This is a genomic window from Spirochaetota bacterium, assembly GCA_017999915.1.
Lineage (GTDB): Bacteria > Spirochaetota > UBA4802 > UBA4802 > UBA5550 > RBG-16-49-21.
In genome coordinates, this window is the sequence record JAGNKX010000004.1 from 270,019 (window position 1) to 288,191 (window position 18,173).

The 18,173-nt window shown below is 53.3% G+C and carries 29 protein-coding genes; 10 read left to right on the forward strand and 19 right to left on the reverse strand.

The genetic code is table 11. The features are described 5' to 3' along the window. The first annotated feature begins 89 nt into the window (after nt 1-89). From KA369_08340 to KA369_08350, 3 genes are read left to right on the forward strand one after another with little or no spacing between them, the layout of a single operon-like run. Nucleotides 90-962, forward strand: a complete 873-nt coding sequence (locus KA369_08340; protein ID MBP7735966.1) for an SUMF1/EgtB/PvdO family nonheme iron enzyme — start codon at nt 90-92, stop codon at nt 960-962. Then, on the forward strand, nt 962-1,654 hold the full coding sequence (locus tag KA369_08345) for a hypothetical protein (protein MBP7735967.1): 693 nt from the start codon (nt 962-964) through the stop codon (nt 1,652-1,654). The genes KA369_08340 and KA369_08345 overlap by 1 nt, the downstream gene beginning before the upstream one ends. Further along, a complete protein-coding gene (locus tag KA369_08350) occupies nt 1,654-2,454 on the forward strand; it encodes a hypothetical protein (protein MBP7735968.1) in 801 nt (266 codons plus the stop codon). The genes KA369_08345 and KA369_08350 overlap by 1 nt, the downstream gene beginning before the upstream one ends. A gap of 81 nt (nt 2,455-2,535) precedes the next feature. On the opposite strand, the gene KA369_08355 is transcribed toward KA369_08350, so the two are convergent. After that, the gene (locus tag KA369_08355) at nt 2,536-2,877 is read right to left on the reverse strand and encodes a hypothetical protein (protein MBP7735969.1); all 342 of its coding nucleotides are present in this window, start codon (nt 2,875-2,877) and stop codon (nt 2,536-2,538) included. Nucleotides 2,878-2,895: 18 nt separating this feature from the next. After that, nucleotides 2,896-3,066 carry a hypothetical protein gene (locus tag KA369_08360; GenBank protein MBP7735970.1) on the reverse strand — a complete coding sequence of 57 codons (171 nt, stop codon included), beginning with the start codon at nt 3,064-3,066 and terminating at the stop codon, nt 2,896-2,898. Between the two features lie 155 nt (nt 3,067-3,221). Between KA369_08360 and KA369_08365 the strand changes: the two genes are divergently transcribed. The 7 genes from KA369_08365 (at nt 3,222) to KA369_08395 (ending at nt 6,133) form a co-directional block, all read left to right on the forward strand. Then, complete coding sequence (locus tag KA369_08365; GenBank protein ID MBP7735971.1) at nt 3,222-3,614, forward strand: hypothetical protein; 393 nt, start codon at nt 3,222-3,224, stop codon at nt 3,612-3,614. 9 nt (nt 3,615-3,623) lie between these two features. Further along, nucleotides 3,624-3,995: a hypothetical protein gene (locus tag KA369_08370; protein ID MBP7735972.1), complete on the forward strand. Its 372-nt coding sequence runs from the start codon at nt 3,624-3,626 to the stop codon at nt 3,993-3,995. A 10-nt stretch (nt 3,996-4,005) separates the two neighbouring features. Continuing rightward, nucleotides 4,006-4,617: an N-acetylmuramoyl-L-alanine amidase gene (locus KA369_08375; GenBank protein MBP7735973.1), complete on the forward strand. Its 612-nt coding sequence runs from the start codon at nt 4,006-4,008 to the stop codon at nt 4,615-4,617. Next, nucleotides 4,614-4,904 carry a hypothetical protein gene (locus KA369_08380; protein MBP7735974.1) on the forward strand — a complete coding sequence of 97 codons (291 nt, stop codon included), beginning with the start codon at nt 4,614-4,616 and terminating at the stop codon, nt 4,902-4,904. Before KA369_08375 ends, KA369_08380 begins: the two co-directional genes overlap by 4 nt. A gap of 26 nt (nt 4,905-4,930) precedes the next feature. Next, nucleotides 4,931-5,155 carry a hypothetical protein gene (locus KA369_08385; protein MBP7735975.1) on the forward strand — a complete coding sequence of 75 codons (225 nt, stop codon included), beginning with the start codon at nt 4,931-4,933 and terminating at the stop codon, nt 5,153-5,155. Between the two features lie 48 nt (nt 5,156-5,203). Then, nucleotides 5,204-5,719: a hypothetical protein gene (locus KA369_08390; GenBank protein MBP7735976.1), complete on the forward strand. Its 516-nt coding sequence runs from the start codon at nt 5,204-5,206 to the stop codon at nt 5,717-5,719. Between the two features lie 132 nt (nt 5,720-5,851). After that, nucleotides 5,852-6,133: a hypothetical protein gene (locus KA369_08395; GenBank protein MBP7735977.1), complete on the forward strand. Its 282-nt coding sequence runs from the start codon at nt 5,852-5,854 to the stop codon at nt 6,131-6,133. A gap of 473 nt (nt 6,134-6,606) precedes the next feature. On the opposite strand, the gene KA369_08400 is transcribed toward KA369_08395, so the two are convergent. The 17 genes from KA369_08400 to KA369_08480 form a co-directional block, all read right to left on the reverse strand. Then, nucleotides 6,607-7,479: a recombinase RecT gene (locus KA369_08400; protein ID MBP7735978.1), complete on the reverse strand. Its 873-nt coding sequence runs from the start codon at nt 7,477-7,479 to the stop codon at nt 6,607-6,609. A 2-nt stretch (nt 7,480-7,481) separates the two neighbouring features. Next, nucleotides 7,482-8,513 carry a hypothetical protein gene (locus KA369_08405; GenBank protein MBP7735979.1) on the reverse strand — a complete coding sequence of 344 codons (1,032 nt, stop codon included), beginning with the start codon at nt 8,511-8,513 and terminating at the stop codon, nt 7,482-7,484. Continuing rightward, complete coding sequence (locus KA369_08410; GenBank protein ID MBP7735980.1) at nt 8,506-8,676, reverse strand: hypothetical protein; 171 nt, start codon at nt 8,674-8,676, stop codon at nt 8,506-8,508. Before KA369_08410 ends, KA369_08405 begins: the two co-directional genes overlap by 8 nt. After that, nucleotides 8,673-8,849 carry a DUF736 family protein gene (locus KA369_08415; protein ID MBP7735981.1) on the reverse strand — a complete coding sequence of 59 codons (177 nt, stop codon included), beginning with the start codon at nt 8,847-8,849 and terminating at the stop codon, nt 8,673-8,675. The genes KA369_08410 and KA369_08415 overlap by 4 nt, the downstream gene beginning before the upstream one ends. Further along, nucleotides 8,849-9,391, reverse strand: coding sequence for a hypothetical protein (locus KA369_08420; protein ID MBP7735982.1), 543 nt, complete (start codon nt 9,389-9,391; stop codon nt 8,849-8,851). Before KA369_08420 ends, KA369_08415 begins: the two co-directional genes overlap by 1 nt. A gap of 3 nt (nt 9,392-9,394) precedes the next feature. Beyond that, nucleotides 9,395-10,846 (reverse strand): DEAD/DEAH box helicase, encoded by a 1,452-nt coding sequence (locus KA369_08425; protein ID MBP7735983.1) that lies wholly within the window; start codon nt 10,844-10,846, stop codon nt 9,395-9,397. Next, on the reverse strand, nt 10,843-11,016 hold the full coding sequence (locus KA369_08430) for a hypothetical protein (protein ID MBP7735984.1): 174 nt from the start codon (nt 11,014-11,016) through the stop codon (nt 10,843-10,845). The genes KA369_08425 and KA369_08430 overlap by 4 nt, the downstream gene beginning before the upstream one ends. After that, nucleotides 11,013-11,168, reverse strand: a complete 156-nt coding sequence (locus KA369_08435; protein MBP7735985.1) for a hypothetical protein — start codon at nt 11,166-11,168, stop codon at nt 11,013-11,015. The genes KA369_08430 and KA369_08435 overlap by 4 nt, the downstream gene beginning before the upstream one ends. Further along, nucleotides 11,165-12,640: a ParB/RepB/Spo0J family partition protein gene (locus tag KA369_08440; GenBank protein ID MBP7735986.1), complete on the reverse strand. Its 1,476-nt coding sequence runs from the start codon at nt 12,638-12,640 to the stop codon at nt 11,165-11,167. Before KA369_08440 ends, KA369_08435 begins: the two co-directional genes overlap by 4 nt. Before the next feature lie 16 nt (nt 12,641-12,656). Continuing rightward, nucleotides 12,657-13,070: a VRR-NUC domain-containing protein gene (locus tag KA369_08445; GenBank protein MBP7735987.1), complete on the reverse strand. Its 414-nt coding sequence runs from the start codon at nt 13,068-13,070 to the stop codon at nt 12,657-12,659. After that, nucleotides 13,054-13,251: a hypothetical protein gene (locus tag KA369_08450; GenBank protein MBP7735988.1), complete on the reverse strand. Its 198-nt coding sequence runs from the start codon at nt 13,249-13,251 to the stop codon at nt 13,054-13,056. Before KA369_08450 ends, KA369_08445 begins: the two co-directional genes overlap by 17 nt. Then, nucleotides 13,248-13,523 (reverse strand): endonuclease, encoded by a 276-nt coding sequence (locus KA369_08455; GenBank protein ID MBP7735989.1) that lies wholly within the window; start codon nt 13,521-13,523, stop codon nt 13,248-13,250. The genes KA369_08450 and KA369_08455 overlap by 4 nt, the downstream gene beginning before the upstream one ends. Before the next feature lie 10 nt (nt 13,524-13,533). Further along, complete coding sequence (locus KA369_08460; protein ID MBP7735990.1) at nt 13,534-16,212, reverse strand: hypothetical protein; 2,679 nt, start codon at nt 16,210-16,212, stop codon at nt 13,534-13,536. Continuing rightward, a complete protein-coding gene (locus tag KA369_08465; protein MBP7735991.1) occupies nt 16,209-16,382 on the reverse strand; it encodes a hypothetical protein in 174 nt (57 codons plus the stop codon). The genes KA369_08460 and KA369_08465 overlap by 4 nt, the downstream gene beginning before the upstream one ends. Further along, nucleotides 16,379-17,056, reverse strand: coding sequence for a ParB N-terminal domain-containing protein (locus tag KA369_08470; GenBank protein MBP7735992.1), 678 nt, complete (start codon nt 17,054-17,056; stop codon nt 16,379-16,381). The genes KA369_08465 and KA369_08470 overlap by 4 nt, the downstream gene beginning before the upstream one ends. Then, nucleotides 17,053-17,235, reverse strand: coding sequence for a hypothetical protein (locus KA369_08475; protein MBP7735993.1), 183 nt, complete (start codon nt 17,233-17,235; stop codon nt 17,053-17,055). Before KA369_08475 ends, KA369_08470 begins: the two co-directional genes overlap by 4 nt. 159 nt (nt 17,236-17,394) lie before the next feature. Continuing rightward, complete coding sequence (locus tag KA369_08480; protein ID MBP7735994.1) at nt 17,395-18,111, reverse strand: ParA family protein; 717 nt, start codon at nt 18,109-18,111, stop codon at nt 17,395-17,397. Between the last annotated feature and the right edge of the window lie 62 nt (nt 18,112-18,173).

Below are 18,173 nucleotides of genomic sequence, written 5' to 3' on the forward strand. Positions count from 1 at the left end.
TTGTTATATTAAAAGACGATAGCAACCCGTGGGGGAAAACGACTCCAGGGCAATTCGTCGATGTGGCTGTCGGTTTGGAAACACTGCGGATGATCTATGCTAATAATCAATCAAGCGTAACATTCCCCCATGGCGTGGCGGATGCTTCGACGCAAACCCTCACCCGAAAGATGTTCATGCAGGAAACGGACTTCACTAATTCCATGGCCGTCCAGGTATTGCAATGGGCCTATGGCCAAGGGAAATTCAGTTCCACCGTTGGCGACCACAACGGCCTTTCCACTGCCACGGTAAAATATGGTGGTCAGGAGCTCATCGACCTCGACGCCGGGGACGGTGATTACGGAGTTGGCATATCATATAGTGCCGGCGTGTTCGCCGTCAAGACAGGATATGGGAATAAGCCCCTGGTCATGGTGTCATGGTACGGAGCGGTCATGCTCTGTAACTGGCTTACCGAGATGACGGACGGAAGCACTGCCAACTGCGTCTACTCTGGCATCGACACGACCTGGCTGGCCGATGAAACCGTGACGGATCTCACCAAGACTGGCTACCGGTTGCCAACCAGAATAGAGTACTGGTACTGCGCCCGGTATCGCGGAAATGACAGCACGAATACCGTGTCCGGGTACACCTCGCCATATTTCACGCAGGGCGACAGTGCGAGTGGGGCGACCGCTGACTATAACAACTCCACCGCAACCGCTGCCGTGGCGGTGTACGGAACGTCCGCTCTTGCAGATGTGAAAAGCAAGACCGCAAACGCACTCGGCCTCTACGACATGACCGGCAACGTGTGGAAGTGGCTGGAAAACTATAGCGGGAACGGTGCCTATGACGTTGGATCATGCTGGGAGCGTGCCGCCGATCAATACCTTGAGATCGGCGTGGACGCCAGTAGTAACGCCTGCAATTACCCGGCGTGGGACGTTGGCTTCCGCATGGCGAGGACTCAATAATGGCGGCATCAGTTGTCAAAAAAGCGCCTTCAGGATCATCACTGAGCGGAGGCGGGGCCGGAACCAGCACGACCGCCCTTGCGTTCGGGTCTGCTGTAACCGCTGGAAATCTCATTGTCGTCGTTCTCCAAAGATGGCGTGAGGCTTCGGGAACTCTCGCGGCGGCTACCATCAGTGACGGCGCGGGAAATACCTGGTACAAAGATGCTGAATCGATCAACACCCGTGACGGCGTTACCATCTGGCACTGTTACGCAAATTCATCCGTGGCGATGAGCATAACCGCCGCTTTCTCCGACTCGGCTTATTGGTGCATATCGGCCTATGAGGTATCCGGGATTGCCGCGGGCCTGACAGCCGGGGCATCTGGAAATAATACCGGGTCCGGATCGTCAACGTCACCGAGCGCCGGCGCCGTGTCCCCATCGGGAACTTGTTTTTACATTGGCGGGGTTGAGTTCGACGCTGCTGTCACTTGCACTGAAGCGTCAGGCTGGACCCTCGGCGGAGAGGATGAATCGTGGACCTATGCGGCAGGGGCGGTTGAATACAGAACCGGTTCAGGAAGCCAGACCGCATCATGGACCCTTGGTACATCGTCAAAATGGGCGGCGGCTGTCGTGGCCTATGCGGAAGCGGCAAGCGCAACCTACGGATGGCTCAACAGAAATTTCTTGTGGGGTAACTACTGATGATAGATTTCATAATCAAAAAGGGTTCGACTTCCGTTATCCTCCCCGTGTCGCTGTATGATTCATCCAGCACGACCGGGGGAAAGTTATCCGGGCTCGTATATAACTCATCGGGGCTGACCGCCTATTATAATCGAATGGGGGCGAGCGGATCGGCCGTGGCTATCACGCTGGCAACTGCCACAAAGGGAACATGGGCAACGGGCGGTTTTGTAGCCATCGACGGAACCAATATGCCAGGTGACTATGAGCTGCACATTCCCAACGCCGCATTGGAAAGCGGGGCAAACCATGTATTGATACAAATAAAAGGCGCGTCAAACCTGGCCCCAAAAAACATTCTTATCAAACTGGTCGATAACGAAGAAAAAGACACATACGATATTGTAAATCACGCCAATTATGGCAACGCTCAACTTGTCAGATCGACCACGCCGGCCAACACCCTTGATGTATCAAGTACAGGAGAGGCGGGACTCGATTTTGCAAACATCAAAGACGCGGCGAGCGCAAAAACGTTGAATAATATCACCATCCCGACCGTTACCACTGTAACCGATGCCGTGGGGGTGAGCGCGATGGCTGACGCCGTACTGGATGAGGTTGTGGAGGGGACGCTCACTCTTAGACATATGATGAGGATTTTCGAGGCCGCCCTCGCCGGGAAACTCACGATAACCGATAATGGAACGACATATACATTCGCTTTCCGCGATGTGGCAGACTCAAAGGATCGAATTAGCGTCACGGTTAATAAAACATCGAAAAATAGAACAGCGGTAACTGTGGACGGGGCATAGGATGAATTATTTTTCAAATCATTTTCCGTCCGACTTTTGGGGCGGGGGTTACTTCGGGGCCGATGATTCAACGGTGATAAATCAATCCGCGGCGATACTTTCCGTGAGTGGAATGGCTATGACGCGATCTCTATTTCTCCCCCGGTCAGCGACGATGATTTCCACGTCCAGAATGTCCGGCGCGTCATCCCTGCTCCTGCAGCAATCGGCCGCGTTCCTGTCCCGGTCTGCCATGGCAGCCGCCCAGGTCCTCAGATTGCCGGTCTCCGCCGTGATCCGTTCGGTCTCAGGTATGGCGTCCACCGCGTCCCTTCGGTTGCAGCGGACAGCGGAATTTCTGTCACGTTCCGGAGTATCGGCGAGCGTTTCCCTCGGCCTGCAGCAATCGGTGGTGTTCCGTTCGGTTTCCGGTTTCTCCGCCATTCTCGGAAACGTGCTGTCTCAGGCCGCGGTATTCCTCTCTCGCTCGGGATTTGCGGAAACGCCCTCGTTATGGCTCAGGCAATCAGCCGTGTTCAGATCGGTTTCAGGGATGAGGTCGTCGGTCACTTTCCTGTTGTCGGCGGTATTCCGTTCGATATCTGGTTTCGCGGCGGCCCTGGCCTCGGACAAGGGGAAATTTAAGCTCTATGCAAAAATCAGGAATGCTTCGCGCCTGAGCGCGGAGATCCATAATTCATCGGAATTATCGGCGCAGATAAAAAATAATTCCCGGCTTACCGGGGAAATCAAAATCAAATAGGAGCACTACAATGGCACAAGGCGGCATGACACGATATTTACACAGGGAGCTGTTGGACCACGTCCTCGGGGTTGGGGCTTATTCTCCACCCTCGGCGCGGTATCTGGCATTATTCACGGTTGCCCCGTCGAGCACCGGGGGCGGAACTGAATGCGCGGATGCGAACTATGCACGGCAGAGCATAGGCACGTTCAACGCGGCGACTGACGCGGACCCCGCTGCCGGCACGAACAACGCGGCGGTCACATTCCCGGCAATGGCGGCGTCACAGACGATTGTAGCGGTCGGGATATTCGACGCGCTCACCGGCGGGAACCTGCTCTTCTGGGTGCTGGCGTCGTTCACCGCGGGCGTTGGGGTACAGGTGCAATTCGCGGCCGGGAACCTGTCCTGTCAGCTCACCTATTCGCCGTCGTAAGAGGTTATTATGGTTATCAAAAAGCGCAACCATACGGAGTGGGAGGTCGGGCCGGTCCTGAAGGCTGACGGAAGCCCGGCCAATCTCTCCGATTATAACGCAATCATCTACCAGGTGAAGGCGAAGCCGGAGGACACGACGGTGATCATTTCCGCTACCCTTGCGGCGAGTGAGATTGCAATCAATAAACCGGAAACTGGCTGGATCACGATCACTCTCACCACAGCGAAAACGACGCTTCTCACGGCGAACAGGAAATTGCACCACGCCGTGAAGTTCATCGCCGGGACCGAGGAATACGAAACCGAGCTGACCGACGAGGAAGGGTTCGATGCGGAACATCTGGAAGTGAAACAGCACGTGATAACACCGGCACCATAGGGAGAATGCCATGAATATAATCCAACGTCCGGAAGTTTTCGAGAAATATCACAACGGCTTCGAGAGGACCAGGTCCATCAGGATCGTCGTGATCCACGGCACCGAGGGCGGGGCCAGCTCCCATGAGCTGATCGATGGGTGGATCCTCAAAGACACTTTCGAACGGGCGAAGGCCTACCGGAATGGCGAAGGGTTTAATTATAACATCGACTACGACGGTACGATCAATCAGTTTACCGATCCAGCGCTATGGTGGCATTATCATTCAAGCACCTGGCGCGGGCTCCAGGACCGGCAGAATGAGTATGATGCCTATACGGTCGGCATTGAGCTCATGAACCCGGCGAGATGGAACGATCCTCTCGGACCGAACGGAGCGCCCTACACCGGGCCGCAATATGAATCGCTGTTTGAATTGCTCATGGCGAAACTGTTACCGGAGAACCCGGAGCTATGTACCATATCAGGCCATGGCGTTATTCAGAGGAAATACATCGGGAAGTACAAACGTTGTCCCGGCCCCGGCTTCAACTGGGATGCGCTCGCCACGGCGCTCAGAATGAATCACTATCAATGCGATACCGGGGATGAATGTATCATGAATATTGTGAGGCCAGTATGAACCAACTAAAAAGCTATCTGCAAGCAGGGACGAAAGACTCCATGATGCGCCTCGGTTTCTTCGTGATCATCATCAATTCATCGGTCGTGTGTTTTACCGTCTGCTTTCTCGCCGTGTACACCATGGTAACGACCGGGAACTTCAAGGACGTTGCCGAGCTGATCAAGGCTTTCGCCTTCTTCGTCGCGGGGCTCCTGGGCCCGGTGTCGATCGGGAAGGGTGTCCAATCATTCGGAGAGCGTCCATATTACAGTAATGGGAATTCACCTTTTGGCGAACAGCCATAGGGAAAATAAATTATAGGAGAGTATCAATGATTACGCTCACATCTGTTTTATCTTTTCTGAAATCGCTTTTCACCGTTGATTTCTGGAAAGCAAACTGGGGGAAGGTTGTCGCCTTCGCCGTGTTCACGGTCGTTGTCTTCATCTTCGGCAATATCTCCGGGTGCGATATTCGCGGGAAGATGGACGCGAAGATCGTTCAGGAAGCTGTCGGGGTCAAGAAGACGAACGATACCGGCGGAAAGCCCAAATAATATGGTTGGTTGTCCCGGTGGCGATCGCTGCCGGGACAGGAGGGTTCTATGAAAATTAAAAATGTCATCATACTTTGCATTGTCGTCGCTGCTGTCTCCATAATCGGCACGGCGCTTATCTGTCGTTATTGCTTTCCCTGTCCGGAGGCCCCCACGATTAAGATTGAGGATGAGGGGGAAACCAAATCGGGGGATAAGGCCCCGGCGCCTGGTGGATACAACGGGGGAGAGATCGGCATAACCGCCGCGATGAAGGAAGGGAAGTTCTTCACTGTCAGGGCTGAGAACAAATACAAGTGGAGCGAGAGGACCTACACCCTGGGGGCAATCTGTCCGGTTGCCGTCCGTCCGTATTCGCTCATGCTGCAGGCTCACGCTCTCGCCGGGTACAACAAGGAGCTGCAGAAGATGAACGCCTTTGTCGGCGGCACGGTTTCATGGCTCTGGAATTTCAAAGCCGGAGGCCTCGGGGTCGGAGTTACTTATCTCCACGGCCTTGTCATCGATGAGTGGTACGCCGGGGCGAGTGTGACCGGCAAGATTGATATAGGAAAAATACAATAATACAGGAGGTTGAATCCGGATGAAGTAACGGTTAAAAACATAATGTGACATGATGCCCCCGGTCGGGAAGCCGGGGGCGTTTTATTCTTGACGATGATAGACCCTCTTTGATGATTACATCGAGAGGTATTTATGATAGTTAATGGTGTTGAATTTGAGTACAGATATTTTCTGGATTGGGAGCCTGAGGAAGCCGCCATCGGTGCCAAGACGATTGAAGAACTCGAACAGAAGTTCAATGAGGCAATACAGTATTTGAGATCATTTGAAGCAACCGGAAAAGTCTTCGTTAACTTCGAGGGTGGGTATCAAAAAAACGGTTGTATATCAATATGGACGAATGATGAACAAATGGCAAAAGAACATGGGTTTGAGGATTTCGCCAAAATAATAGAAGAAGAAGATAAAAGGTAGCAAGACGAAATACTCAAACCCCAATCATTATTGCCACTGTATTCGAATACTAACCGTCGCGCACTCCTGGACATATATATAAACCCCGTTGGCGCAACGGTATTCGCTCGTACCAAAACAGGTGCTCATCCCCTCGTCGGTGCATGAGGAAGGAACGCTGTTGGACGATCTCTTTTGTTGTTCTTCCATCGCTGATAACAGAGTCGGTAATTGAGACTTTTGTTCATTATCGCAAGCCACCAATAGACCAATAACCGCAGTAATTGCGCACAATACCTTTTTCATATCCCCGTTCTCCTGTTGTTGTGTGTTCTATATATTTGACTATATAATATTAATTTGAATAGCGATCGTCAATAAAAACTTTCACTTTTTTAGAAAAATGAATGTTTTACACCGATAAGAAATCTTATGTCTCATAAAAACGCCCCGGATTGCTCCGGGGCAATATCAGATTTAATTGGAGGATAATGTCAGAATTTCGGCCCCTTGGCGGGCTCTTTATCCTGCTGCTGTCCCTCCCCCGGTTCGGTCTTCTCGCCCGGATCCCCCTCCTCGACCGTCGCATCATCGATGATAATGTCGTCCAGCTGGTCCCCGACGCGATCCTGGATAGGCCGGCTGTCCTTCACCGGTTCACCGTCATCGACTGCGAGGGCCATCGCAAGGCCCTCTTTCATCGCGGCATAGGGCTTCAGGAAGCGCTTCGCGGCCGTCTTCAGATACTGCTGATCGGGATCGGTTACCCAGGCGCAGTCCTCGGCCTTCATTTTCTTGTCCTGTACCGCCCGCCATGCCCGGCTGTGGTGGTCCCGAATCTTCTCGATGTCCTCGGCGGTTATGTAATCGACACGCCGTTTCCCGTTCAGCTCCTCGATGATGGCGTACACCCCGACAAGCTTGCCCCGCTTCGTCTTGCCGTCCCAGGTGTGCTTTGCGGTTCCTCCGGCGAAGTCGATAGAGAAATCATCACCGTCGTAAACAGCACGGACATCGATGTCGTTCAGGACCTTGTTCGGTTCCGTGAGACAGATGAATTTGTAGCCGACGGCCGAGACCACCAGCTCGGCCTTGTCTCCCATGGGGACAATATACGCCTGCGGCAGGGTCCCGCCGATCTGCACCCCGAGCTGTACCGCCTTCAGGATGGAATTGAAAATTGACTGCCTGCCATCGGGCGTTTTGGTGAGCGGGATCAATTTCTTGCTTCCCATGACCTCGGTGAGAGCGCGGGTGAAATACATATTCATGTCGATGTTCGCGGGGAGATATGCCGCTTTTTGCCCCCACATCCCCTCCTTCTTTTCGTTTACCAGTACGATAAGCGGATTCTTTTGTTCTGCCATGCTTAATACCTCATATTCCTAAATTTGTTTTCATATATGATCCCTTCTTTTTTTAGGGCCTTATACCATTTCGGATGCTTCTCAAGGAGGACCTTGTCCTTCACGTAATTTTTATTCACGTCGAACGCCGTCGCGAGACTCTCGCCGCTGCTCGATTCAAGGTACTTGTTCGCACCGAGAAGGATCCCAATCCCGTTCTTGATGTCGTCGAGCTCGTTTTTAATTTCCTTCTCGCGGGCCCTGAGCCTCGCCGCCCGATCGATCATTTCCTTGACCCGCTGTTCGTCTTCGCCCCCGACGACGGCCTTCGATTCGGCGTCAAGCGCCGGGTTCAGCGCCACCACGTCGCCCCAGGTCTCGGGCTTCGGCGCCTGGTCCTTCTCGACGTGCCACCAGAACCGCTCGCAGATAGCCAGGATCTTCTCCTGTGTGGCCCGGTGCGCCGGTATGGGCCCATAGAGCCGATGCGTCCCGGTGTCGATCATGGCGGTCACATAGCATTGATGCACGTCATAACAGAGCATCTGTGTCTGTACCTGGACGTATACACTCGACGGGATCCCGTTGGCCGAGAGATCGTCGAGATCATAGCCATAGTTTATATCGCCCGTCCGGTGGGCGCTGAAGAAACCGGCGGTCTTCGCCTCCATGATGAAGGGTTCGTCAACCTGAAGGAGATCGGCGTGGGCGACGATATAGCCCCGAGCATGGCGGGCCTCGGTGAAGGACCGTATGTTCTGGAAGTCGCGCCCCCGGAGGACGCTCGTCATGAACGAGGTCCTCGCAGCTTCATCCTCGAAGCATTTCAGCTTGTCCAGGCCCCACTTCAGGACGATCGGCTCCAGCTCCTTCCCCGCCCTGGTGCGCTCGTTGCCCTTGAATGCCTCGGCGCGGCCGGTCTTGACCTGCCATAGCATGAGCGGGGTCTGTCCGTACCGGAGATTCATCAGGGCGAGCGTCGGGACGTCGGAGGCTCCGATATAGCGCCTACCCTTTTCGAAGTTCTTGTCTTTTAATCGGGTGAAGTTATTCACGGTTTTCCTCCAGCTGCGCCAGTTTCACTTCGAGGGCCTCGCAGTGGTCGAGAAGCAGTATGATATTTTCAGCCACATTCGAGGCGATATAACAGTTTTTTCTATTGCGCGCAACAATGGAATACGATCGCAGATATTCCTTAACGCTTTCGATTGAACTCATATCTTATCCCTCACGACGATGTTATAGTCCGGGCTCTTTTCGTTTTTCTTTTCCTTATTTTTGAAGAGAAGAAAATCGAATCTCTTGTCAAGGATGGGGATATGTATTGAGCAGGATATAAACTCCTCACCCGATTCATTATTAACCTTGGTCCATGCGCCGCCTATTTTCATTATTCATCCTCTCCGTTATATTTTAGTTGCATCGGCATTATGAGTGCCGTGAGACCGCTATAGACATTTTCGAATTTAATTATTTTGAAGTTCTCACGGCTGTAATATACATCCCATTCATGCCCCTTTAGATCATTGAGATATTCGTAATTGATTCCCGTTTTTAATGGAAGCCGCTTTAATAACATAACAACGCCCGAATAAGGATGTGTCGAGGTGGCTCTGAATTCTGTTTTCAGATAATCCGTGCAATCCGGTACAACTTGCTTCCAGTTCGGAAAGTTAATGCTGTTGTCTTCTGCCCTATGAATTATAATTTCACTTTTTGCCCGCTTGAGAATAAACCAGTTCCCCGGTTCAAGCTCCATTTCGGCGATATGCATTCGCCGCGAATCGGTACAAATGATTTCCTTTCCCGTGCTGTGGATATGCCGAAAAACTTCTCTTTCGGGATCAGTCCCGGCTGCACTTGTGCAGAAAAAAAACTTTTGAAAATTAGGGTCAAATTTCTTTTGCCTCTTAATTATCAACAAATCCCCCATGGCTTATGCCCTCCTCTTTAAAATTTGTGTCCATACCTTATGACTCCAGCCAGGCTTATAACCGACCGCCCGGGCCAGCGCTTCAATCTCGTCCTTATTCGTCAATTCCGCCGCCTTCGCAATAAGCGCCCGCTGGCGTGTCTTTGGGTCGAATACCTGCAGCCGGCGGACGAATGATGTGAGGTTCTTAACTTTTGCGGGATCAAAGCCTTCCGGCAGCGCCTCGATGAGCTCGCCGGCGATCTGTTCCGGGGTCTTCCGCTGCTGTCCCGCTACCATCCCGTTATCGGCAAATACAAACCCGCAGGCCGGGCAGGTCCTCGGTTTCCCCGGCCAGATGGCGTAGCACTTCGGGCAGCTGGTCGTAGTCGGGATCCGGTCTTTCTTGTGGTTCCGCTTGCCATGGTCCAGGCTCCAGTCGCGATCGGCGAGGACGTGCCCATGGAGCGGGTAATTTCCGCAATGATCGAGGATGATCGCTTTCTCCTTGCCCGGATACGCCCTGAGCGGCCGGCCGACCTGCTGGAGATAGAGCCCGAGGGACATGGTACGCCTGAGCAGGATCGCCCCGGCCATGACCGGAACATCGACACCCTCGCTGATGAGATCGCAGGACGGCACGACATGGATTGACCCGTCGGCGAGTCCCCGGAGGGCCCTCTCGCGATCGGCGCGGGGCATGTTGCCGTATACCATCATGGCTTTATACCCGGCGGCGCTGAAGGCCTCCTCCATGTGCCGGCAATGTTCCAGCGATACACAGAAGCAGACAGCAGGGAGCTTATCGAGGTACTTTCGATAATGGTCGATCACGTCGCCGACGATCGACTTCTTGGTCATCACAGTTTCCTGTTCCTTCGCGTCGAAGTCGCCCCGCTTGACATGGAAATTATCATCGACCTCCTTCGGCGGTCGGTACATGACCGGATAGGACAAATAGCCCGCTTCCACGAGCTCAGCAATGGAGGGACCGATGATCATCGAGTCATATATGTCCCGGAGGCCGGTACCGTCCATGCGCTCCGGCGTGGCGGTGAAGCCCATGCGGGGGACGTCGGCGAAGTACGCGAGGACCTTGCGCCATTGCCCGGCGACGCTGTGATGGGCCTCGTCGATGATAATCAGGTCGGGCTTCCGGATGACGGATAGACGTCTTGTGAGCGTTCCCACCATGGCGACCTGCACCATGTCGCGGGTGTTCGGCTTGCCGGCGGCGATCTGGCCCGACTGCACTCCGAGCAAGTAGAGCTTTTCCAGCGTCTGCTCAAGGATCTCTTTTCGGTGCACCAGGATGAGTACCCGGTTATTTTTCGACATTGCCCCTCGGGCGATCTCCGAGAACATGATGGTCTTCCCGCATCCGGTCGGGCCCACGATGAGCGGGGCGTTGTGATCTCCGGAGAATACAGACCGGGCCCGGTTTAAGATGTCGTTTTGAAAGGGGTACAGGTTCATATTTTCTCTCTGCTCACGCCCTGGAAGGCCTGCTCGTATTTTAGAATCATCGTCTCGCAGCTGGTGAGGTAATTCGGATTGATCACGAGCTGCGGCCCAACCTGGTAGATCGCTTTCTCGCCGGTGTCGGCTTCAAATTGTTCACGGATGTCGAGGGTGGATTTTATCATGAGTCCTCCCTCGCCATGGGGCGGGGTTTGATTTTCTCGGATATTATCCGAACGCTAAACGGGTCTTCTATATTTCGGAGTGCTTCTTCTTTTGTCTCACCCTCGACCTCAAATAGTTGTTCAACCATTCGTTTTACTATATACGTTTTCATTTCGCACCTTCCTTTTTCTTCTTCGCCTTCTTCCCGGAGGCCTCCGGAGCCTTGACGCCGTAGATCTTCATGAGCGCGTCGATCGTTTTCGAGCTCGGGGTGCCGTAGGTTGGCGTTTTGACCTCGCTCACCATGGCGAACCAGAGGAGCATCCGGGAGAGCTGGGCCTCATCCATGGTCCTGATCCGCTTGGCCCCGGTATCGTTTGTCCGGTGCATTTCCTTCTCGGTCCACCCTTCGGCCTTGATGACTGTTGCCTGGTCGTCATATCCCCATTGACACCATATCCGCTCGACACAGATCCGCAGGGCCTCGAGGGGCACGGCCGCCTCAGCTGCAGCGAGTACCGCCTGGAGCTTTATCATGTTCTTTTCGTCGGCCGCTTTCCGTTTCGCCGCCTCTTTCTTCATCCTCTCCTTGTATTCCAGCTCGTCGTTTGATCGCGTACCACGCTGTTCTTTCCTGATGATTCCCCAGGTCAGGCGGCCCGGAGTCTCACCAGCAACGACGAGGACACGCTGGGCGCCTTTATCACTCTTCTTGCATTCATTCCATTTCCAATTTTCAACGACGCCACCGGGAAGCTTGCCTCCGATATAGCCATCCGCAACCTCGATAATGTCCTGGCCGTCCAGCTCGTCACGCTTCCGGGTGACGATCGCGGCCTGCTTGTTGGCAAAGCATCCCCGGTCAGTGCAGTAATCTTTCTTGGTTTTGCAGACGTCTGCAAAAAGGGCTGGCTGATACCCGGTACGCTTCGGGCAGTCCTGGCAGGATCCGACCGCCGGCACGAGCTCAGCATCGGCGAGCTTCCAGGTGATTTTCGAGAGGTCCAGCATGATCTGGTTATGTATATAATCATCGAGGTCCCGGACGGAAATAACATCATCGTCATAATCAAATAATACGCCCTCTTCCTCGCTGATGATCTCTTTCTGCTGCTCCGAGCCCAGGCGGGCGATCAGGATCGCGTGGCCTGCGGTAATCGTCCCTTCAACAAACAATTTCCGGGCTTCGGGGATGAGAGAGGCGAGCTTCATTCGCTGGTACACATAGCTTGCGCTTTTCCCCACTTCGGAGGCGAGGACCTCGACCGTGTACCCGGCATGTTCGATGAGCTGGGCGTAACCGTCCGATTCGTCGAGGGGGTGTATATCGTCTCTCTGCAAATTTTCGATGTACTGGATTTTTAACGCGGTTACGTCATCAAGCTCACGCACGACGCAGGGCAGGGTTTCCACTCCCGCGATCCGCGAGGCCCTCCACCGGCGCTCACCGGCGACGAGCTGGTATCGCGCCGGTTCTCCTTCCGCCTGAGTGAAAGCTCTCACCACCGCGGGCTGTTGCACTCCCACGGCTTTAATTGATTCGGCCAACTGCTCCAATTTCGCCTGGTCGAACCCGCCAACTCTCCTGTTGCCGGGGCTCGGCTCGATCATGTCGAGCTGGATCATTTCAATTCTGTCGCTCATATATTCCTCCAAATTTTTATATCTCCCATTTCCTCAGATCATACCCATCGCCGCATTCCATGGCGAGATAGGCCCGGCCGCCGATCCCCGCTATCGTGTCAAACCAGTTGCGCTGATCGGGATCGAGGCGCTTATGAGCGATCGTCTTCACTTCGATCACACAAATAATCGGGAGCGTTACCGGCTCATGGCCGATATCAATATATTCGGCGAGTTCCCATCCAATGAGGTCTGAACTGCCTGCTATTAGACCATACCGGAGCATCACGGCATCGAACAACTCGATCACCTTCCGACCATCGACCATGCGTTCATCGGTGATTCGTCCCCGCCACGCCTTGCCGTTCGGGTTCTTGAAGAGCCGCCCCCTGCCCTCGCGGGACCACTGGAGCATTACCCGTTGTACGATTTCTTCATGCCGGAGCGCCATGGATAACCTCCCCTTTGAACGCTTTCTTGATCTTATGGATTCCCTGCAGCACTTCGGACGGCTGACCCTTGAGGATCTCCAGCTCGGCGGCCGTGTAGGTCGTGCCGTCTGCCGTCGTGACCGTGTGGGTCGTGTGATCGATCGTAATATCCTGTTTTAATGTTGGCGAGTAGCGGATCATGGCAATTTCCCTTTCAGTTTTTTATTACAGACCGGGCACAGTTTTGGACCTTCTTTCCGATTCTTGAGTTTTCTTTCAAAATTGCGATCTACGTTTTCCCATTTCCTCACGATACGATATTTTATCCCCTGGAGATTACAGGCATGAAGTAGACGAGATCCATCTCCAGAGCGGTGCCTCTTCTCGCGCTTCTCGACATCTTCGGCATAACCGAGATAGTGCCGGGCATGATGCAATTTCTTATTGAAATGAATCAAATAGACCGTTCCCATGATGCCTCCCTCAAAATATCTCCGACACCTGGTCGGTAAAATCTTTCTCGTCGTCCTCGTCCTGTCGTTCAGTGAAATACCGCAGCTGAATCTTTTCCCAGTCGAGGAGGACCGCTCGCTTTGCTTGCTGCGCGAACTTGACTGTTTTCAATTCTCGCTTCGCGTCGTGGCGCTTCAGGACCTCGAAGTAATTCCCGGCGTACATGGTCTCGGACAGGATCTTCTTGATCGCCGAATGGCTGGACGCGATCGCGAGGCAGCGAGTATCGCCGATCTTGATGATCCGGAGCCCCTGGCGCTGTAGGGCACTGTCATGATCAGGCGATATGCTCCCCGAGATGTCGGCGGCCTTCGTGATGAGCTCGGCGGCCGAGTAGCGCTCACCCGGATTGATCATGATAGTGTGGTCCAATATCTCGTACATGAGCTTATCTTCGTCGCTCTCGGAGTGCGAGCGCTCTTTTTTCAGGTCGGGGATGAATTCGCTCATGAACTTCTCGATCCGGTCTTTCGCAATCTTCTCGGGATCCGCAACCAGGGAGACCAGGGCGGAAAATATTGGCGCGAGGTTGTCGGCCTTCCGCTGGTCCTTCAGTTCGCTGATCAGTATTTTCTTGCATACATCGATATTGGCGATGATCGTTTTCAGGTTCCTGAATATGCGGCGCTGGAAGATCATCGGATCATTCAGGATCCCGGTATCCATGATGCCCTGCGTTTTCTCGATCTTCGACCGGGTGAAATTGATATTCTTTATCCGCGATATCAGGACCCGGCTCTCGATCGCCTCGCCGGTGAAATAGGGCAGGATGGACGCGAAGCAGAAGCATGAGCGGACACAGAACTTTTCGGTCAGGCCTGACCCGTTCATCGAGGTCAGCGTGAATTCGGAGGAGAAGTCGCTTGACGCGTTCCGGGCCAGCTCCAGCTTTTCCTCGATCTTCTGGATGGTTTCCTTGTTTGCATTGCGGCCCGGCTCCATCTCGTCGAGGATGATCGGGCAGGCGGTGTTTCGTATGGCCCGGTATATGCCGGGAGCCGATGTCTTGCCCGTCCCTTTCTCGTAGAAGGGCCTGATGAGCGGCTCGACGATATTCTCCAGGATGAATGATTTCCCCGATTGCGCCGGGCCCGTAATCCAGATATGAGGCCTCCATTTGAGGACCCCGCCGAACGGCGCGATGAGGACCCACCCGAGGAGCTGCATCGCTTCAGCCGAATTCTCGAAGCCCTGGACCAGAAACAATTTCACCAACTGCCCGCCCTGCTCGATCGTCGCCATGTCTCCGGCGTATTCTCCCATCCTCTTTTCCGATTTCACATAATGAAATTTCGGCGAGGGTACAACCGGATTGCCCTGGTCGTCGGCGGTGTAATCGCCGTTATTGACGATCAGCTGGTCATCATGCATCCAGACACCGGTGCCGCGAATGCGCGAGGGAATAAAAAACCCTACCCGCTCGCTGTCTCGTATCGTTGTGTCAATGGCTACATCCACGTCGAACCCTCGTTTATCATGATATTCCATGCACCACCAAGAGAGCGGCGCTAGTTCAAGGAGCTTAATCTTGTTGAAGCTTCCGTGCGTAATCTTCTTAACTGTTTGACTGCCGCGGGTGAGGAAGTAGTGTTTATTGTCGTCGTAACCGAGGTGGACGAAAGGGCCAGGCGCTTCCGCTCGTGCTTCGTCTGCTTTTCCGCTTCGTCGATCAGCCTGTCCACCAGGAGCAGACCGTTCGTGTTGTGATACTCCTCCATCATCCGGTGATATTTGATTCTTATTGTGTTGAACATAACCGCACCCCTCTATAAATTTTATTAAATCGAGCCCTTCTGCTTTCGCGTTCGCAATGTCCCATTTATCCGGCTTCCCCTGGATCTTTAAGACCTTCGCCTGGGGCAGTTCGTCCTTGATATACATCGCTGCCTTGATGCCCGGCGCGTCATTATCGGGCCAGATGGTGATATCGGCATATCCCGATAGCGCCTTCCAGTCTGTTTTTCTGACCTGCCCGGTCCCGCCGATCCATGTTACGGCAAAATAACCGTTGACCTCAACGCTCGCGCACTTTTCACCCTCGACGATCAGGATCCTGACGTCTGTTCCTGGCAGCTCGTCGGCCCGGTAGACCGGACGATGCTCCGGTACAGGATTTCCCTCGTGCCATTTTCCGTCGGTTGCGTAATAATAAGGCAGTACATCTTTTTTGCCATCCCGTTCATGCCTCGCAGTACAACACCAGCAACCGCTTTTATCCTTCCATTTCCATCCGTCGACGCATTCACCATGTTTATCAACGCTCCATTTCGATTTCAGCTTCGTGTTCAGCTTCTCAAAGGCCTCCGGCGGTATCGGAATAACCGCGCCGGGTTTCGTTTTTTTTTCCGTCTTCTGTTTAGGCTGATCCACGGTCCCGCCGCTGTCCTCTATGATCTTTTCCGCAGCTTCCGATTTGCTGATGTTATGTCTCATTGAGATATAGTCGATCAGGTCCCCACCTTCATTGACCGCATGATCGAACCATTGGCCTTCCTCGTTGATATGGAAGGACCCGATGTGCTTATCCCCGCGATTCGTGTTCAGGGTCCAGTATTCACCGGCTTTCCAGTAGGCGCCGGGTGCCTGGAGGTATCGCTCTATAAGGCCCCGATTGATGCAGCGCCGGGCCTGTTCAAACTTGTCATTCAATCGATTACCCTTGTCTTCACTACCTCGGTTATCCTGAGCTTATGCGGCTGCTTCATGTTGGTCCGCATGAGCGTTATCTCCGACTGGCATTTCTGGAAGTCGCCGTATCCTTCATTGATCGGGTGCCATTGGCCGGGGGAGACTTGCTTTTCGATTTGGTAGCGTTTCATATTTTCACCCACTTCCCGCAATGCGGACACTTAATTTTTGCTTTACCACCGGACACGCCCCGCACCATATCTCGGATAGGATCGGTGTTGTCGCCCTTCCATTTCCCCGGTACTCCTGACCCACCCTTTGGCGGGCTACTCGTCTTCCCCGTTTCCTTCGGCTGATACCCCCGCACCTTCTCATCCTTCCCCACCCGCTTCTCGACCTTCGGAATTTCGCCTTTCGCTTCCTTCTCTTTTCTCACTTTTGAAACGGTCTTATGATCCACCTTGGCTTTCCGCGCGATCTCGTGGTCGCTTAATTCGGGCGTCTCCCCGAGGTAGTGATCGGCAATCGCCCGCTTCTGGAGGTTCGATATATGCCGCCGGTTGTAATTGTCATCGATGGCAAGCTGGGTGTATTCCTTGGTAGTGCCTTCGTAGATGTCGATCGGTACATGCTCCATGTTGATCTCAAGGGCGATGTTGTGGCGCGTAAGGCCGCCGATGATGAAGAATTCGCCGTCTGCATTCTGATATACCTTGATGGCGTCCCGGATGCCGTTCTTTCTGATGTCGGCCGCCGTGCGCTCAAGGTCATCGTTATTCCAGGGGAAAAGATGCTGGACCGAGAGCAGCTCGGGCGATGGCTGGAGGAGCTTCGGGGAGACTTGCATGGTGGTGAGTTTTTTCATTTTTTGACCTCAATAATTATTTCGAGAACAGCTCTCAATTCTCCGATTGCCTTTATAATAACATCAATCGGATCAGATCCACCCTGTTTGTAATAGATCATTTCATCACGGAATTCTTTCATTTTTTTATAGGAAAGTTCTATAAGTCTTTTTTGGAGTTGTTCATCGGTCAGGTTCATTTCCATACCTCGCCAATTATCAGCACAGCCAATTCAGCAAGCCCGAGGACGAGCAAGACGTGTGCAATAATCTTCCACTTCTTCGCCTGATCCATATGCCACTTCAACTCCTGGCCGTGCTGCGACATGAGAAACTTCATTGTTTGTCGTCTGCGTTTCTTATCTCGACGGTTGCGGGCTGACATGCGCGACCTCCAATATTTCAATTAGTTCGCAGAGCGGCTTCAAATATTTCTCCCGCTTTAAAACAGTGACTTCAATATCCCCCGCGATTATCTTCTGGGATGTTACATCCGACGGGATCATTCCGGCATAATATTCACCGAAGGCCTTAATCATTTCATCCCGCAGCTGGGCGAGATATCCTTCATGGCGGTTTCCAACTATAACGACATGGCCCATCTTTTCGATTTCTTCGAGGCATTGCAGCGTGTACATGGTCGGGCCGAATGATGATTGACTGACCTCGCAGGGCACCAGGATGATGTCAGAATACCAGGCGGCGGCGCGGGTGATCCCCTGCATGGTCGGCGGGGTGTCGAAGATGATATAATCGTACTCTGATTCGATGGATTTCAATGCCCGCTTGAATGCGAGATGGTCAAGCGTCACATACAATTTGTCGAGCTCATAGCTTGAAGTGAAAACATAGGTATTGTCATCTCCGACGGATAAATACGGCAGGCAGGGTTTGCCCATCAAAACATCATGAACGATTCCCTTTAAACTTGGAGCGAGATTACATGAGAGCCCGCCCTGGGGATCGCAGTCAATGGCGAGATTCTTTGTCCCCCGGAGAGCCTTGGTGATGAGCGTCGTGAGTCCTGTCTTCCTGGACCCGCCCTTCTGATTGCAGACACAAATTTTAACGGTCATGATCTACCTCGCCACCCACAATGCAAATTTGATTATGCCATACCAGAAGGCGCAACAAAACA

What these genes read in the sequence shown, in the direction of transcription:
- KA369_08340 (MBP7735966.1), top strand. Translation starts at nt 90, where the DNA reads ATGATCTATGCTAATAATCAATCAAGCGTAACATTCCCCCATGGCGTG.
- KA369_08345 (MBP7735967.1), top strand. Translation starts at nt 962, where the DNA reads ATGGCGGCATCAGTTGTCAAAAAAGCGCCTTCAGGATCATCACTGAGC.
- KA369_08350 (MBP7735968.1), top strand. Translation starts at nt 1,654, where the DNA reads ATGATAGATTTCATAATCAAAAAGGGTTCGACTTCCGTTATCCTCCCC.
- KA369_08355 (MBP7735969.1), bottom strand. Translation starts at nt 2,877, where the DNA reads ATGGCGGAGAAACCGGAAACCGAACGGAACACCACCGATTGCTGCAGG.
- KA369_08365 (MBP7735971.1), top strand. Translation starts at nt 3,222, where the DNA reads ATGACACGATATTTACACAGGGAGCTGTTGGACCACGTCCTCGGGGTT.
- KA369_08370 (MBP7735972.1), top strand. Translation starts at nt 3,624, where the DNA reads ATGGTTATCAAAAAGCGCAACCATACGGAGTGGGAGGTCGGGCCGGTC.
- KA369_08375 (MBP7735973.1), top strand. Translation starts at nt 4,006, where the DNA reads ATGAATATAATCCAACGTCCGGAAGTTTTCGAGAAATATCACAACGGC.
- KA369_08380 (MBP7735974.1), top strand. Translation starts at nt 4,614, where the DNA reads ATGAACCAACTAAAAAGCTATCTGCAAGCAGGGACGAAAGACTCCATG.
- KA369_08385 (MBP7735975.1), top strand. Translation starts at nt 4,931, where the DNA reads ATGATTACGCTCACATCTGTTTTATCTTTTCTGAAATCGCTTTTCACC.
- KA369_08390 (MBP7735976.1), top strand. Translation starts at nt 5,204, where the DNA reads ATGAAAATTAAAAATGTCATCATACTTTGCATTGTCGTCGCTGCTGTC.
- KA369_08395 (MBP7735977.1), top strand. Translation starts at nt 5,852, where the DNA reads ATGATAGTTAATGGTGTTGAATTTGAGTACAGATATTTTCTGGATTGG.
- KA369_08400 (MBP7735978.1), bottom strand. Translation starts at nt 7,479, where the DNA reads ATGGCAGAACAAAAGAATCCGCTTATCGTACTGGTAAACGAAAAGAAG.
- KA369_08410 (MBP7735980.1), bottom strand. Translation starts at nt 8,676, where the DNA reads ATGAGTTCAATCGAAAGCGTTAAGGAATATCTGCGATCGTATTCCATT.
- KA369_08415 (MBP7735981.1), bottom strand. Translation starts at nt 8,849, where the DNA reads ATGAAAATAGGCGGCGCATGGACCAAGGTTAATAATGAATCGGGTGAG.
- KA369_08420 (MBP7735982.1), bottom strand. Translation starts at nt 9,391, where the DNA reads ATGGGGGATTTGTTGATAATTAAGAGGCAAAAGAAATTTGACCCTAAT.
- KA369_08425 (MBP7735983.1), bottom strand. Translation starts at nt 10,846, where the DNA reads ATGAACCTGTACCCCTTTCAAAACGACATCTTAAACCGGGCCCGGTCT.
- KA369_08430 (MBP7735984.1), bottom strand. Translation starts at nt 11,016, where the DNA reads ATGATAAAATCCACCCTCGACATCCGTGAACAATTTGAAGCCGACACC.
- KA369_08435 (MBP7735985.1), bottom strand. Translation starts at nt 11,168, where the DNA reads ATGAAAACGTATATAGTAAAACGAATGGTTGAACAACTATTTGAGGTC.
- KA369_08440 (MBP7735986.1), bottom strand. Translation starts at nt 12,640, where the DNA reads ATGAGCGACAGAATTGAAATGATCCAGCTCGACATGATCGAGCCGAGC.
- KA369_08445 (MBP7735987.1), bottom strand. Translation starts at nt 13,070, where the DNA reads ATGGCGCTCCGGCATGAAGAAATCGTACAACGGGTAATGCTCCAGTGG.
- KA369_08450 (MBP7735988.1), bottom strand. Translation starts at nt 13,251, where the DNA reads ATGATCCGCTACTCGCCAACATTAAAACAGGATATTACGATCGATCAC.
- KA369_08455 (MBP7735989.1), bottom strand. Translation starts at nt 13,523, where the DNA reads ATGGGAACGGTCTATTTGATTCATTTCAATAAGAAATTGCATCATGCC.
- KA369_08465 (MBP7735991.1), bottom strand. Translation starts at nt 16,382, where the DNA reads ATGAAACGCTACCAAATCGAAAAGCAAGTCTCCCCCGGCCAATGGCAC.
- KA369_08470 (MBP7735992.1), bottom strand. Translation starts at nt 17,056, where the DNA reads ATGAAAAAACTCACCACCATGCAAGTCTCCCCGAAGCTCCTCCAGCCA.
- KA369_08475 (MBP7735993.1), bottom strand. Translation starts at nt 17,235, where the DNA reads ATGAACCTGACCGATGAACAACTCCAAAAAAGACTTATAGAACTTTCC.
- KA369_08480 (MBP7735994.1), bottom strand. Translation starts at nt 18,111, where the DNA reads ATGACCGTTAAAATTTGTGTCTGCAATCAGAAGGGCGGGTCCAGGAAG.